Raw genomic sequence first — 13702 nt, 5'->3', positions numbered from 1 at the left:
GTCCGCGAAGTCCTGAGACATATGTGTCCGCGATGTCCTGAGACACAACAGTGCGCCATGGCGCACTCTCAGGCACACGCCGCGGTATGGCAGTCCGTCGTGGCACCATCGTCCGGTGACGCTGGACAACCTGACCCGCCTGAAGGAGAAGCGCCGGTCGGAGCGCGCCGAGCTCGACCGGCTGCTCGACGAGGAGCTGGTCTGCACCCTCGCCACCGTGACAACGGACGGCCGGCCATGGGCGGTGCCGATGTTCTACGCCCGCGACGGCGACCGGCTGCTGCTCCACGGCTCCACCGGGGCGGGCGCGCTGCGACAGGTAGCCGCGGGGTCGGAGGCAGTGGTCGCGGTGCACGCCATCGACGCGATCGTGCTCGCGACGTCGCTGTTCGAGCACTCCGCCAACTACCGGTCGGCGGTGGTGCGGGGCCCGTTGGTGAGGCTCACGGGCGACGATGCAGTCGCCGCCCTCGATCGACTCTCCGACACTCTGGTCCCCGGGCGCCGGGCCGAGCTGCGCGGCCACCTCAAGACGGAGCTGGTCGCGACGGTCGCCCTCGCGCTCGAGATCACCGACGACAACTGGCTGCTCAAGGTCAGCGACAAGGACGTCGACGAGGAGCTCGACGTGATCCCCGACGACGTCTGGACCGGCATCCTCCCGATCCACCGTACGTACGGCGAGCCGGTGCGCTCGCCGTGGCTCCCCGACGACCTACCGGCGCCGCCCTCGGTCGTGGCGCTGCGCGACGCCGGACCGCAGCGGCGGCGGCAGGGTCGGGGTCAGCGCAGCGGGACGAACCGGTAACCGCCGTGGCGGGTGACGACCGCCCCGGGGTTGGTGACCCGCAGCATCGTGCCGGACACCGGGATCACCATCACGCCGTCGTCGACGAGCTGCTCGACGAGCTCGCCCGGGAGCTCGCGCGGCTCAGCGGAGACCAGGATCCGGTCCCACGGCGCGTCGTCGGGGCGGCCCAGGGCGTCCGGGTCGGCCGGTTCGATCCGGGCCCACGGCTGACCCGTGCGGGCGAGGTTGTCCCGCCCGAACTCGACCAGCTCCGGCTCGAGCTCGACTCCCAGCACCTGGCCGCCACTGCCGACCAGGTGCGCGAGGAGCGCGGTCGTCCAGCCTGACCCCGAGCCGACGTCGAGCACCCGCTGGCCGGGCCGCACGTCGAGCAGCCGGAGCATCGCCTCGACCGTGCGCGGCTGGGAGTTGGTCTGGCCGCCGGCGATCTGGATCGGCCCGTCGTACGACGCGCGGTGGCGCTCGCGCTTCGGGAGGAACCCCTCGCGCGGGCAGGCCTCGAACGCAGCTGCGACGGCGTCCATGGGTCGACTGTGCCACGGCAAGCGTGATGTCGGCTGGCTGTGGCACGCTCGGTCCGTGGCCAGCCGACCTGAGCGACCGCTCGTGCCCGAGTCGATGGTGCTGCGGATCGCGGAGATCATGGCGCGCCTCCCGGAGGCGCTCGAGGAGAACGCCTGGGTCGGCACCCGGTGGCGGGTCGGCTCTGCGACCATCGCGCACGTCTTCGGCGGCGAGGACCAGCTGTTCCGGATCACCTTCCGGGCCGAGCCCGACGAGGTGATGGCGTTCGAGCACCTCGGCGCGCCGTACTTCCGGGCCAGCTGGGGCGCCAACGTCGTCGGGATGCTGCTCGACGACGACACCGACTGGGAGGAGCTGGCCGAGCTGCTGACCGACTCCTACTGTCTGCAGGCTCCACAACGGCTCGCCGAGCAGGTGGCGCGGCCGGCCTGACTCCGCGGGCGTCGCGGAGCGGAACTGCGGGCAGGCGCCCCGAGGCGCCACACTGATGACCATGGCAGGCGTCGCGGGCGTGGACGGCTTCCAGCGGCGCCACCGCGTCGTCGGTGTGCCGATCGCCGTGGTCTACAAGTTCGTCGACGATCAGGGCAACCTGCTCGCCGCGATGCTGACCTACTACGCCTTCGTGGCCATCTTCCCGCTGCTGCTGCTGGCCTCGACGATCTTCGGGTTCGTGCTGCAGGACCGGCCGGACCTCCAGGCCGACGCGCTCGACTCGGCGCTGGCCCAGTTCCCGATCATCGGAGACCAGCTCGGTCGACCCGAGGGACTGACCGGCTCGGTGACCGCCGTCGTCGTGGGCACCCTCGCCGCCGTCTACGGCGCGCTCGGTCTCGGGCAGGCCATCCAAAATGTGATGAACACGGCCTGGGCCGTGCCCCGGAACAGCCGTCCGAACCCGTTCCTCATGCGGCTGCGGAGCCTGCTGCTGCTCGTCTTCTCAGGGCTGGCCGTGCTCGGCGTCTCGATCTTCTCCGCCCTGGGCAGCACGACCGAGGTGTTCGGGCCGGCAGCCAACGCCGCGATCCGATGGCTGATCGTGGCGCTGACCGTGCTGATCGTGACCGCCGTGCTGACGCTGCTGTTCCGGCTGGCGGCCGCGCGCAGCCACTCTCCGAAGCGGGGGCTGCCCGGAGCTCTCCTCACCGCGGTGGGGTGGATGGCGCTGCAGTTCGCGGGCGCCGTCTACGCCACCGAGGTGCTGGCGAACGCGAGCGGGGTCAACCAGACGTTCGGCTTGGTCCTCGGCCTGATCGGCCTGATCTTCATCGCCGCCCTGATCGCGGTGCTCGGCATCGAGCTGAACGTCGTGCTCGCCCGTCGGCTGTGGCCGCGAGCCCTGCTGACTCCCTTCACCGACGCGGTGGACCTCACCGAGGCGGACCGCCGCGCCTACGCGCTGTACGCGCAGGCTCAGCGCCACAAGGGTTTCGAGTCGGTCTCGGTCCGGTTCGAGGGCCGGGACGGCGACACCCACGAGATCGACGAGGCGACGACTGACCGCTGAGTCTCTGTCCACGGCCCGCCCCTGGAGCACCGACCATCGAATGCGCGTCAGACCCGGTCGGCCTGCTCGCGGTAAGCACGCTCGATCTCCTCGTCGGTGGCCCCGGACAACTGGCTGATCCGGATCGGGTTGCCGAACGGGTCCCGCAGCCCGAAGTCGGTGCCGTAGGGCTGCTCGACAGGCTCCTGCGTGATGTCGACACCTGCGTCGCGCAGCGTCTCGTACGTCGCGAGGACGTCGTCACTGGTGAGGAAGACACCGCCCAGCGCGCCCTTCGTGAGCAGGTCGCGCACGGCGGCCGCGGTCTCGGCGTCCTGCTGCGGTCCGCCGGGGAGCTCGAGCAGCAGCTGGGGGAACTCCTGACCGGGCAGCCCGATCGTCAGCCAGCGCATGAAGCCGAGGTCGGCGTCGTCGCGGACCTCGAACCCGAGCTTGCCGCAGTAGAAGTCGAGCGCCTCGTCCTGGTCGAGGACTTTGACGCTGGTGATCCGGAGTGAGGAGACGTGAGTGGTCATGGGGGCGACGCTAGTCAGCCCCCGAGTCCGGTTGCTTCTCCGAAACCGTCGTCCTCTCCCGGGGCCTGGTCCACGCCGCCACGAAGCAGGTGGGGACGTGCACGACCTCGGTCTGCTGCCGGAACTCGCTCGGTGAGCAGCCGACGATCGCGCTGAAGGTCCGGCTGAACGTCCCGAGGCTGGCGAAGCCGACGTCCCACGCGACCTGGGTCACCGGCCGGTCGGTCTGGCGCAGCAGTGCCATCGCCCGCTCGACCCGCCGTCGCTGCAGGTAGCGGTGCGGCGTCTCGCCGAAGACGTCCTTGAACACTCGCCCGAAGCGGGACGGCGAGAGGTGCGCGACACTCGCGAGCGCGACCAGGTCCAGGGGTTCGGCGTACCGCCGGTCCATCTCGTCGCGAGCGCGGAGCATCCGCCGGTTGGTGTCCTCCTGCGGACTCAGCGCCACCCGGTCAGTCCACGAGGTCGCTCGGGTCGGTCACGCTTCGTCGTCGTCCTCGAGCAGCACCCGCTCGTCCTCGGGCGTGGACTCGACGGTCCCGTCCTCGTCGTAACGGGCGCCGGTGTCGGGCGACTCGATGGTGTCGTCGGCATGGTGCTCGCCGGTCGTGCCCTCCGGGCCGCCCGGATCGTCCTGGGAGTGCTCGCTCATGTCTCGACAGTAGCGAGTGGCGCGTGGCGGACAACCGCTGCGTGTCAGGGCTGGTAGGAGCCCGCCTCCCAGGCTCGGGTGCTGACACCGATCGCGTTCCAGGCGTTGATGGTGACCAGCAGCGCCACCAGGGCGCCGAGCTCGTCCGCCGTGAGCTCTGCGGCGACCAGCTCGAAGTCGCTCTCCGGCACGCGGGTCTCCGACAGGCGGGTCACCGACTCGGTGAAGGCCAGGACCGCCCGCTCACGACGGGTGAAGAACGGCGCCTCGCGCCAGACCGGGAGCGCGGTCAGCCGCTCCCCGGTCTCGCCGGCGACCCGGGCGTCTTTCGTGTGCATGTCGACGCAGTACGCGCACCCGTTCAGCTGGGAGGCCCGGATCCGGACCAGCTCTCGCAGTCGCGGATCGAACCCGACCCGGTCGAGCTCCTTCGTCGTCGCGTGGTCCAGGTGCGCCATCGCCTTGGAGAAGCCGGCGGCGTGCGCGTCGATGTCGAGACGCTGGGGGATGGTGACGGGCTCAACAGTTGCGTTAGTCGCTTCCATGGAAGCAATATTACTTCCATGGAAGGTACTCTGCAAGGGTGAGTCACGACATGGTTGCCGGGGTCGTCGAGCAGTGGGCGCGGGAGCGGCCCGATCTCGACCCGTCCCCGTTGCTGGTCTCGGCCCGGATCACCCGGGTGGCCCACCTGCTCGACACGGCGCTGCGGCCCCCCTTCGCCGCCGTCGGCCTGGGCAACGGTGACTTCGACGTGCTCACGGCGCTGCGACGCGCCGGTGCGCCGCACGCGTTGCGCCCGGTGGAGCTCAGCCACCAGATGCTCGTGACCACCGGGGCCGTCACCAAGCGCGTCGACCGGTTGGTCGCGCAGGGCTACGTCGACCGGGAGGCGACGGCCGACGACGGCCGCGGCAAGCTGATCCGCCTCACGGCCTCCGGGCTCGACCTGGTGGACCGGATGATCGGCGACCACCTCGCCAACCTGGACGCACTCCTCGGCGTCCTGAGCACGTCCGAGCGTGGCAGGCTCGCCGGACTGCTCGGCCGCCTCGCCCTCAGTCTCGAGGAGTGACGCGACGCGGTGGCCGGGGCACGAAGAGCGGGACCCGGGCGGCGTACTCGTCCCATCCCGGGCGTCGGGACATGGTGTGCTCGAGCAGCTTGGCACCGGTGACGTTGCGCAGGAAGTGGGTCATCATGACCGGCGCGACCAGTGTCACGAGGGCGGGCAGCCAGCCCGCCGCCAGCGCGCCGGCCGCCCAGATCCCCCACCAGACCAGGGCGTCTCCGAAGTAGTTCGGGTGTCGCGTCCAGGCCCAGAGCCCAGAGTCGAGCACGGGCGGGCGCTGGTCGCGCGGCCGGGTGCGGTACGCCGCGAGCTGCCGGTCGCCGACAGTCTCGAAGACCACGCCGACCGCCCAGACCGCCACCCCGAGAACGCAGACCCACGCCCAGGCGACGTCGGTCACCGCCGCCGCCTGCAGCGGCAGCGACACCAGCCAGACGGCGGCGCCCTGGAGGGCGAAGACCTTCGTCACCGCGGTGCCGAAGCCGCCGTCACCGAGCATCTCGGCATAGCGCGGATCCTCGCCCTCGCCCCGGGAGCGGGCCAGGATGTGCCACGACAGCCGACCGCCCCAGACCCCGACGAGGGCGACGAGCAGCCACGCCTGCCAGGTGGGGGAGAGCAGGGCGCAGACGACCGCGACCGCGAGCAGCGCCAGCCCCCAAGTGACGTCGACGACGTTGACCCGGCCGAGTCGCCGCGCCACGAGGGCGGTCACCGTCATCGCCGCCACCGCCACCAGTAGTGAGCTGCCGGCGACGACGAGCAGCTCGGTCACCATGCAGTCACGCGTTCTCGAACGCGATCAGCGCGACCGGATCGGAGGTCGGCTGGTCCGAGCCGCCGTCGGGCTCGACGGTGATGCCGAACCCGACCGCGTCGGCCGGGTCGCCCTCGAGGACCACCTCACGCTGGCCCTCCTCCATCAGCCCGGCGGCGACCATCCCGACGCCCTCGTGCTCGAGCCACAGCTCGTAGACCTTCCCCGCCGGGGCCGGCTCCATGTCCTCGGCCACGAGGACCGCGCGGTTGAGCGACTTCGAGCGGATCACGGTCGCGACCGCTCCGTCGTCGAGGGTCTGGGTGAACGTCTCCGCATCCTCGGCCGCTCGCACCTGCTCGGCGACGGTGGGCTGCCGTTGGCTGGTGTCGTCCGCCCAGGGCTCGGCGACGATCACACCGCCGCCGACGGCGAGGACCGCCACGGCGGCCGCGGCGACCAGCGCCGGTCGGAACCGGCGCCGCTGCCGTTCGGCCGGCTCGGCAGCGGGCGCGGTCTGCGGCGGGAGCGGTCGTACGTTCGCGATGTCGGCGAGCACCCGGTCGCGCAGTCCGGCGGGTGGGTCGTGCGTCGCCGACGAGCCGATGACCGCGGCGGCCTCGCGCAGCCCGTCGACCTCGGCCCGGCACGCGGCGCACTCGGCCAGGTGCCGCTCGAACGCGGCTCGCTCGAGGTCGTCGAGGGCGTCCACGGCGTACGCGCCGACGAGCGAGTGGATGTCGATGTCACTCATGACGTGGTCACCCCCAAAGCGTCGCGCATGCGTATCAGTCCGTCGCGGATCCTGGTCTTGGCGGTACCGACCGGCAGGTCGAGCATGGTCGCCACCTCCGTGTGCGTGTAGCCACCGAAGTAGGCCAGCTCCAGGGCTTCCCGCTGGATCGGGGTCAGCGCCTGCATCGCCGTCCGGACTCGGTGTGCTTCGAGCGAGGCCTCGGCGGCCTCCGCGGTCGCATCGTGCGCGACCGGGTTGATCTCCTGGTGGTACGTCGCGTCGCGGCGGGTCGCCGCCTCGGCGCTGCGGACCCGGTCGACCGCCCGGCGGTGGACGATGGTCAGCAACCAGCCGATCACGCTGCCGCGCCCTGCGTCGTACCGGCCGGACTGGCGCCACACGTCGAGGTACACCTCCTGTACGACCTCCTCCGCCTGCGACGGGTCCCGGACCACTCGCAGCGCGAGTCCGTACGACCGGGCCGACGTGGCGTCGTAGAACTGCGCGAACGCCTGGGAGTCCCCGCGGGCCGAACGTGCGAGGAGGTCGCCCAGCACCGCGCCCTCCGGCGCACCCTCGGATGAGGGAGCGCCGGAGGGAACCGCACGGAGGTGGTCCACGTCACGATCCTGTCTCGTCGCCGGTCCTGACGGAAGGTCAGGGCATCAGGACGGCGTCGATCACGTAGACCGTGGCGTTCGCGGTCGGGATGTTGCCGCACAGGACGGTGGCCTCCTCGTCGCCGACGGTCGCCGCCTCGCCGGACCCGTTGATCGTGATGGTGTCGCCGGCCAGCGTCTCGAACTCGCCCGTCAGCTGGTCGGGGCTGATCTGCTCGGGCACGACGTGGTGGGTGAGGACGCCGGTCAGCGCGTCCTTGTCCTTGAGCAGGCCGTTGAGCTGCTTCTTCGTGAACGCGTCGAACGCCGGGTTGGCCGGCGCGAAGACGGTCAGCGCCTCGGCGGAGTTCAGCGGCTCCACCAGGTCGGCCGCGCCGACCGCGGTCACCAGCGTGCTCAGGAGCGGGTTGGCACTGGCGGCCGAGGCCACCGGGGCGGTCGCCATGCCGTCGAACGAGCCGTCGCCCTCGGTGGGGACGTCGCCGCACGCGGCGCCGTAGGTCTGCGCCGCCGGGTCGCCCATGGCGTCCCCGCCGTCACCGGTGTCCCCGGACTCGTCGGCCATCGCGGTGTCTTCCGACGTCGGTTCGTCGGCGCTGGTCGGCTCGTCGGCGCCGCAGGCGGCCAGACCGATCGACAGCGACACGGCGGCGGCCGCGAGGCCGGTCTTGCGGAGAGTGGTCGTGTGCAACATGGTGAGGAACCTTCCGGTCGTGGGTGTGATGTCGGTGGTTCGGCACCGAGCACGGAGCGGATTGGTCGGCTCGGTCGATTGGGCGGAAACGGCACGCTTGCCCGGCGTGTCGTCGCCGTTTGTGTCCAAACGGCAGGCAGCGGCGCCGTCAGCCGACTCTGACGACGATGCGTTGATAGCCGGACGCGCCGTCGGGGAACGGCATCGCCTTGGCGGGGGTCTGCACCTCGCCGGCCTCGGTCACAGCCCGGACGGCCAGGGAGTACTCACCCGGGTCCGGCTCCCACGGCAGGTACCACTGGCGCCAGTAGTCGAGGCCGGCGCTGGGACCGAGCTCGGCGGGCTGCCAGTCGCCGCCGTCGATCTGGACCTCGACCCCGCCGATGCCGCGGTGCTGCGCCCAGGCGATGCCGGCGATGAACGTGCGGCCGGCGCCGATCTCCTCGAACGACCTCGGGGTGTCGATCCGGCTGGCGATCTTGATCGGCGCCTCGACCGCCCAGTCGCGCTCGGTCCAGTACGCCTCCTGGGCGTCGTAGGTCGTCAGCGTCATCCGGGTGATCCACTTGCAGGCGCTGACGAACCCGTAGAGGCCGGGCACGACCATCCGCACCGGGAAACCGTGCTCGCGCGGGAGTGCCTGGCCGTTCATCCCGACGGCCAGCATCGCGTCGCGGCCGTCGGTGGCGACCGCGAGCGGGGTGCTGATCGTCATGCCGTCGACGTCGGTGGACAGGATCTGGTCGGCGGTGTGTCCGACGCCGGCCAGGTCGAGGACGTCGGTGAGCCGGACCCCGAGCCAGCGCGCGCCGCCGACGTACGGCCCTCCGACGTCGTTCGAGACGCAGGTGAGGGTGATGTCACGCTCGATCAGGTCCATGGCGAGCAGGTCGTCGAAGCTCAACGACAGCCGGTTCTCGACATCGCCGTCGACGACGAGCTCGTAGTCCTCGACGCCGAGCGTGGGCAGCGTCAGCCGGGTGTCGATCCGGTAGAAGTCCCGGTTCGGCGTCCGGAACGGCGTGATGCCGGGCACGGTGCGGTCGAGGCTGGTCGGGAACGGAGGCGCCGGATCGGTGGGGCCGGGGAGCGCCACGTCCGCCGGGTCTGCGCGGAGCCCGGCGACCAGCCGTCCGACCCCGCCTGCCGCGGCAGCAGCGGCGGTGAGGACAGCGGTGGCGATCAGGACCCCGCGGCGGCTGGGGAGCTCAGCGCCGGGCGGGGGCGTGCGGTCGGGCGCTGAGGCCGGCACGGCGGCCGAGCGGGTGAGCCACCACAGCGCACCCACCCCGGTGAGGGCGGTCGCGAGGGCGGGAACCACGTCGAGAGGGCCGGCGCCGGGTCGGGCCACCGCCGCCAGGCCAGCCACGGCGACCAGGGCGAGGAGCACCAGCACGCCGGACGCGAGACGCCGGCGCGCCAGCAGCCCGCCGATCGCGGCGAGCAGCAGCGCACCGAGCGTCACCGATCCGACCAGGATCGGCTTGTCGGCGGTGCCGAACGTCGCGACCGCCCACTCCTTGACCGGCGTCGGAGTCAGGTCGATGACGGTGGACCCCACCGCCAGGACCGGTGAGGCTGCCGGGTCGATCAGGGCGGCGACCAGATGTCCCGCCGCCATCCCCACCAGCGTGGCGAGCACTCCGAACCCGGCGTACATCAGTCGCTGTCGCATGCGGGGTGTTCGTCGCGCCCCGCCTCTCGGATGGGATGGACCTTCTCGTGGCTAACGGTGCCGCCGATGCGCTCCCCACCCGCTGCAACAGGTGGGGAGCGACACCGAGGCACCGTTACCCGCACTCACACGGTGGGAGAAGATGGCGCGCATGACCGAGCTCGTGCATTACGACGTCAACGGGCCGCTGGCCACGATCACCCTCGACTCACCCCACAACCGCAACGCACTGAGTCGGCAGCTGGTGTCGGGGCTGTTCGCGGGGCTCGAGGCGGCCGAGGCGGACGCCGACGTGCGGGTCGTGCTGGTCCGCTCGTCGGGGCGCGTGTTCTGCTCGGGTGCGGACCTCTCCGAGGCGACCACCGAGGGCATGGAGGAAGGGGCGCGGCGGATCGTCGCGCTGCAAAGGTTGATCGTCACGATGTCGAAGCCGGTCGTGACCGAGGTGCTCGGAGCCGTGCGCGCCGGCGGGATCGGGGTGGTGGCCGCCAGCGACGTCGCGATCGTTGCCGAGGACGCGACGTTCGCCCTCACCGAGGTGAAGCTCGGTCTGGCGGCCGCCATCATCAGCCTCACCGTCCATCACCGCATGTCGCCCCGCGCGTCGGCCCTGACCACACTCGGCGGGGAGGTGTTCGACGGTACCGCCGCCGCGGCGTACGGCCTGGCGACGAAGGCAGTGCCCGCCGACGATCTGGAGGCCGAGGTCGCGGCGGTGTGCGGCAGCCTGGCCACGGGTGCTGAGCAGGGGCTGCGCGAGTCGAAGGCGATCCTCAACCGGGACCTGATTGCCCGGATCGACGCCCACGGCGACGAGATGGCGGCACTGTCGGCCCGTCTGTTCGCGAGCGAGGAGGCGCGCGAGGCGATGACGGCGTTCCTGACCCGCTCGAAGAAGTAGGCAACCATCCGGTCCCTTCGGCAGGTAGGACCAGGCATGACGACCATGACGATCTCGGGGGAGGCCACGATGGTGACTCCGGGCTTCGAGGAGTTCGTGGCCGCGCGCTCGTCGGCGCTGCTGCGGACCGCCTACCTGCTGACCCGGGACCACACGCTGGCCGAGGACCTCCTCCAGACGGCGCTCGCCAAGGCCTACCTCGCGTGGGGGCGGGTCGAGGGCAGCCCCGAGCCGTACGTGCGTCGGATCCTCGTCAACACCTATGCGTCGTGGTGGCGGCGCAAGTGGAACGGCGAGCAGCCGACCGACGAGCTGCCCGATCGTGGACATCACGACGAGCGGGTCGGTGAGTCCGGCGACCTGTGGGAGGCGCTCGGTCGGCTGCCGCGGCGGATGCGAGCGGTCGTCGTTCTGCGCTACTTCGAGGACCTCACCGAGGCGGAGACCGCCGACCTGCTCGGGATCTCCGTCGGCACTGTGAAGAGCCAGGCCAGCAAGGCGCTCGCCAAGCTGCGGATCGACCCGTCACTGACGGAGGGAGAGGCCCGATGAACAACACGCTCCACGACCTCCGCGAGACCCTCGACCGGCACGCCGCCGACGTCCACGACGAGACCGCCGCCGCTCGGGTGGCTGCTGTCGCCGGCCGGGCGCGCGTCGTACGGCGTCGTCGAGCCGCCGGGGTCGGGGCCGCGGCGGTGCTGGCCGCGGCCGCAGCCCTCGCGGTTCCGACGCTGACATCGGACCGGACGCCGCAGCCGGCGAACCGGACGGTTCTCGGGTCCGCGGCACCCGAGAGCCTCACCTCCCTGGGCTGGACCTACCACTTCGCCGGCTCGGCGGAGGACACCGACCAGGATCGGCTCCGCTTCGGGATCGAGCGACGCCAGGCGCCCCAGCTGCTGACCTGGACCACGGCCGGCGAGGACCAGCGGGTCGTCGTCCGCACCGACGACGGGGAGCGGACGGTGTCCGGTGCCGCGGACTTCACCGACTTCGTCTGGCTCCGGCCGGGGTACGAGGGAGACGTGACAGTGAGGGCTGAGGGGCCCGGTGTCGGGATCGCGCTCTACCAGCTCGGGGACGAGCGACCGGAGGGCATCACGGTCGACGGCATCACCTTCCGGCAGCAGGTGGCCGACCAGACACTGATCGACGGCGTCATCGGCGACGTCGGCGACACGGACGTCTCTCTGGAGTTCACCGTCCCGGACGGCGGGCTCAGGATCTCCGAGCTCTGCACGGGCGTCCCCACTGGCTACTGGGTCAACGTCGAGGTGGAGGACCGCGGCCCGCTGTCCATCGGCGGGTGCTCCGAGACTCCACCGATCGACGCCGGATCCGCTGACGCGACCTCGTACGACCCGGGCGACTTTCCCGCCGGAGAGAAGGTCACGGCCCGGACCTGGGTGTCGCGACGGGTCGAGGGGCCGGCCGTGGAGCTGCCGGGCGCCCGGCTGGGCGTGGCGGCGTACGTCGTGGCTGAGCCAGCTGGCCGGGTGGCGGGGCACGACGCGCCGACTCTCGTGGAGTACGACGGCCATCTGTGGGAGTACGACGGCCAGCTGACCCGGGAGCCCGGCACGCCCGTCCTCGAGTACACGAACACCGACGGCGTCCCCCAGCTGGTGCAATCGATGTACAGCGGGGCGGGGGACCGACAGGTCGACACGACGTGGAACGGCGGCCGCGACGTGGCTCTGACAGGCACCGGGAACGGCGTCTCGACCTTCCGGCTCCAGCCTGGTTCACGAGCGAGGATGGTGGTGGAGGTCCCGGTGCCCGACGGGGTGCGGCTCGGCTTCGCGTTCTACGGGCGGTTCGACTGAACTGTCCGCCGGACCCCTTGTAGGCTTGAGGACTTGCCGGAAATCGGCGAGGCATCAGGACTACGGGGACAGGGACAGAGTGAGCGACAACCTCGCGGAGCGCGAGATCGAGGCCGAGCAGGCGTTGGTCGACCGCGTCTACGTTCAGCTCGAGCGGTCGGCCACCGCCGCCCAGGCGTTGGCCCGGGAAGGGTTCGGGCGCGGCAGGCTCGGCCACGAGGGAGGTCTGGTCGAGCGCGACGCCATGGTCTTCCAGGCCGCCCGACGGATCGCCCAGCTCGACGCGGCCCACGAGGGACTGGTCTTCGGGCGGCTCGACCTGCGCGAGGAGCTCGACCCCGAGCCGCGCTACGTCGGCCGGATCGGGCTGCGTGACGAGAACCGCGACTCCCTGCTGATCGACTGGCGGGCACCGGCCGCCGCCGTGTTCTACCAGGCGACCGCGGCCGAGCCGCACGGCGTCGTACGTCGCCGGGTGCTGCGGTGCGTGGGCAGACGCGTCGAGGGTGTCGAGGACGAGCTGCTCGACGACAGTGTCGACACCGACCTGCCGATCGTCGGCGAGGGCGCGCTGATGGCGCAGCTGTCGCGGGCCCGCGACCGGTCGATGCACTCCATCGTCGCGACCATCCAGGCCGAGCAGGACAAGGCCATCCGCGCCCCGGCCCGCGGCGTGGTGTCGATCTCCGGCGGCCCGGGCACCGGCAAGACCGTCGTCGCCCTGCACCGCGCGGCCTTCCTGCTCTACTCCGACCGACGCCGCTACGAGAGCGGCGGCGTGCTGGTCGTCGGCCCCAGCGGCGTCTTCATGCGCTACATCGAGCGGGTGCTGCCGTCGCTCGGCGAGACCGCGGTGGCGCTGCGCTCGCTGGGCGAGGTCGTCGACGGCCTCCGCGCCACACGTCACGACGAGCCGTCGGTCGCCGACGTCAAGGGCTCGGCCCGGATGGCCGAGCTCGTCCGGCGTGCCGCGCGGCAGGCGGCGCCCGGCAGCCCGTCCGAGTTCCGGCTGTTCTGGCGCGACGACGTGATCCTGCTCGACCGTGCCGTGCTCGGTCGGCTCCGCCGGCAGCTGATGGCGAACGGCCAGCGCAACCGGCAGCTGCCCCGCGTCGCCACCACCCTCCTCGACGCGCTCTGGCGCCAGGTCCGGGGCGAGCGCGGCCGCGAGCGCGGTCGCGAGGCGTTCGACGACGAGCTGCTCGGCAACGACGCCTTCGTCCGGTTCGCGGTCGACTGGTGGCCGCCGCTCGACGCCGCCACCGTCCTGGGCTGGCTGCGCGACCCCGAGTTCCTCGCCCGCGTGGGCGAGGGCGTCGTCTCCAACGAGGACCAGCGCCTGCTGGTGAAGTCGTGGTCGTCGGGCGAGTCGATGTCGGTCGAGGACGTGCCGCTCCTCGACGAGCTG

The 13702-nt window shown here is 71.8% G+C and carries 18 protein-coding genes; 8 read left to right on the top strand and 10 right to left on the bottom strand.

The window, feature by feature from the left end; genetic code table 11:
• Positions 1–115: 115 nt before the first annotated feature.
• The gene (locus tag VFZ39_RS04590; RefSeq protein ID WP_330864545.1) at positions 116–808 is read left to right on the top strand and encodes a pyridoxamine 5'-phosphate oxidase family protein; all 693 of its coding nucleotides are present in this window, start codon (positions 116–118) and stop codon (positions 806–808) included.
• Here the strand turns inward: VFZ39_RS04590 and VFZ39_RS04585 are convergent.
• Entirely contained in the window at positions 784–1335 is a 552-nt protein-coding gene (locus VFZ39_RS04585) for a protein-L-isoaspartate O-methyltransferase family protein (RefSeq protein ID WP_330864544.1), read from the bottom strand. The two genes, VFZ39_RS04590 and VFZ39_RS04585, sit on opposite strands and share 25 nt — an antisense overlap.
• 55 nt (positions 1336–1390) lie before the next feature.
• On the opposite strand from VFZ39_RS04585, the gene VFZ39_RS04580 reads away from it, so the two are divergent.
• Entirely contained in the window at positions 1391–1768 is a 378-nt protein-coding gene (locus VFZ39_RS04580) for an MmcQ/YjbR family DNA-binding protein (protein WP_330864543.1), read from the top strand.
• A gap of 61 nt (positions 1769–1829) precedes the next feature.
• The gene (locus tag VFZ39_RS04575; protein ID WP_330864542.1) at positions 1830–2843 is read left to right on the top strand and encodes a YihY/virulence factor BrkB family protein; all 1014 of its coding nucleotides are present in this window, start codon (positions 1830–1832) and stop codon (positions 2841–2843) included.
• 47 nt (positions 2844–2890) lie between these two features.
• On the opposite strand, the gene VFZ39_RS04570 is transcribed toward VFZ39_RS04575, so the two are convergent.
• The 4 genes from VFZ39_RS04570 to VFZ39_RS04555 are packed head-to-tail and all read right to left on the bottom strand — an operon-like array spanning position 2891 to position 4555.
• Positions 2891–3358 carry a VOC family protein gene (locus VFZ39_RS04570; RefSeq protein WP_330864541.1) on the bottom strand — a complete coding sequence of 156 codons (468 nt, stop codon included), beginning with the start codon at positions 3356–3358 and terminating at the stop codon, positions 2891–2893.
• A gap of 10 nt (positions 3359–3368) precedes the next feature.
• Positions 3369–3806, bottom strand: a complete 438-nt coding sequence (locus tag VFZ39_RS04565; RefSeq protein WP_330864540.1) for an AraC family transcriptional regulator — start codon at positions 3804–3806, stop codon at positions 3369–3371.
• Between the two features lie 30 nt (positions 3807–3836).
• Entirely contained in the window at positions 3837–4010 is a 174-nt protein-coding gene (locus VFZ39_RS04560; RefSeq protein ID WP_330864539.1) for a hypothetical protein, read from the bottom strand.
• Positions 4011–4054: 44 nt separating this feature from the next.
• A complete protein-coding gene (locus VFZ39_RS04555) occupies positions 4055–4555 on the bottom strand; it encodes a carboxymuconolactone decarboxylase family protein (RefSeq protein ID WP_330864538.1) in 501 nt (166 codons plus the stop codon).
• Between the two features lie 38 nt (positions 4556–4593).
• Between VFZ39_RS04555 and VFZ39_RS04550 the strand changes: the two genes are divergently transcribed.
• On the top strand, positions 4594–5085 hold the full coding sequence (locus tag VFZ39_RS04550) for a MarR family winged helix-turn-helix transcriptional regulator (RefSeq protein ID WP_330864537.1): 492 nt from the start codon (positions 4594–4596) through the stop codon (positions 5083–5085).
• On the opposite strand, the gene VFZ39_RS04545 is transcribed toward VFZ39_RS04550, so the two are convergent.
• The 5 genes from VFZ39_RS04545 to VFZ39_RS04525 form a co-directional block, all read right to left on the bottom strand.
• On the bottom strand, positions 5069–5860 hold the full coding sequence (locus VFZ39_RS04545; RefSeq protein ID WP_330864536.1) for a DUF1295 domain-containing protein: 792 nt from the start codon (positions 5858–5860) through the stop codon (positions 5069–5071). The genes VFZ39_RS04550 and VFZ39_RS04545 overlap by 17 nt on opposite strands.
• A gap of 4 nt (positions 5861–5864) precedes the next feature.
• On the bottom strand, positions 5865–6593 hold the full coding sequence (locus tag VFZ39_RS04540) for an anti-sigma factor (RefSeq protein WP_330864535.1): 729 nt from the start codon (positions 6591–6593) through the stop codon (positions 5865–5867).
• Positions 6590–7195 (bottom strand): ECF RNA polymerase sigma factor SigK, encoded by a 606-nt coding sequence (gene sigK / locus VFZ39_RS04535; protein ID WP_330864534.1) that lies wholly within the window; start codon positions 7193–7195, stop codon positions 6590–6592. Before sigK ends, VFZ39_RS04540 begins: the two co-directional genes overlap by 4 nt.
• Before the next feature lie 37 nt (positions 7196–7232).
• Positions 7233–7889 carry a fasciclin domain-containing protein gene (locus tag VFZ39_RS04530; protein WP_330864533.1) on the bottom strand — a complete coding sequence of 219 codons (657 nt, stop codon included), beginning with the start codon at positions 7887–7889 and terminating at the stop codon, positions 7233–7235.
• Between the two features lie 148 nt (positions 7890–8037).
• A complete protein-coding gene (locus tag VFZ39_RS04525) occupies positions 8038–9564 on the bottom strand; it encodes a molybdopterin-dependent oxidoreductase (RefSeq protein WP_330864532.1) in 1527 nt (508 codons plus the stop codon).
• Between the two features lie 151 nt (positions 9565–9715).
• Between VFZ39_RS04525 and VFZ39_RS04520 the strand changes: the two genes are divergently transcribed.
• The 4 genes from VFZ39_RS04520 to VFZ39_RS04505 form a co-directional block, all read left to right on the top strand.
• Positions 9716–10465 carry an enoyl-CoA hydratase-related protein gene (locus VFZ39_RS04520; protein WP_330864531.1) on the top strand — a complete coding sequence of 250 codons (750 nt, stop codon included), beginning with the start codon at positions 9716–9718 and terminating at the stop codon, positions 10463–10465.
• Between the two features lie 36 nt (positions 10466–10501).
• Positions 10502–11017: a SigE family RNA polymerase sigma factor gene (locus VFZ39_RS04515; RefSeq protein WP_330864530.1), complete on the top strand. Its 516-nt coding sequence runs from the start codon at positions 10502–10504 to the stop codon at positions 11015–11017.
• A complete protein-coding gene (locus VFZ39_RS04510; RefSeq protein WP_330864529.1) occupies positions 11014–12294 on the top strand; it encodes a hypothetical protein in 1281 nt (426 codons plus the stop codon). Before VFZ39_RS04515 ends, VFZ39_RS04510 begins: the two co-directional genes overlap by 4 nt.
• A 79-nt stretch (positions 12295–12373) precedes the next feature.
• A partial coding sequence (locus VFZ39_RS04505) for a HelD family protein (protein WP_414690261.1) occupies positions 12374–13702 on the top strand: 1329 nt, incomplete at its 3' end.

The organism is Nocardioides sp. (assembly GCF_036374615.1).
In the GTDB taxonomy this organism is placed as follows: Bacteria; Actinomycetota; Actinomycetes; order Propionibacteriales; family Nocardioidaceae; genus Nocardioides.
The sequence above is the reverse complement of the archived record's forward strand: the minus strand, read 5'-3'. Positions and strand labels throughout refer to the sequence as shown.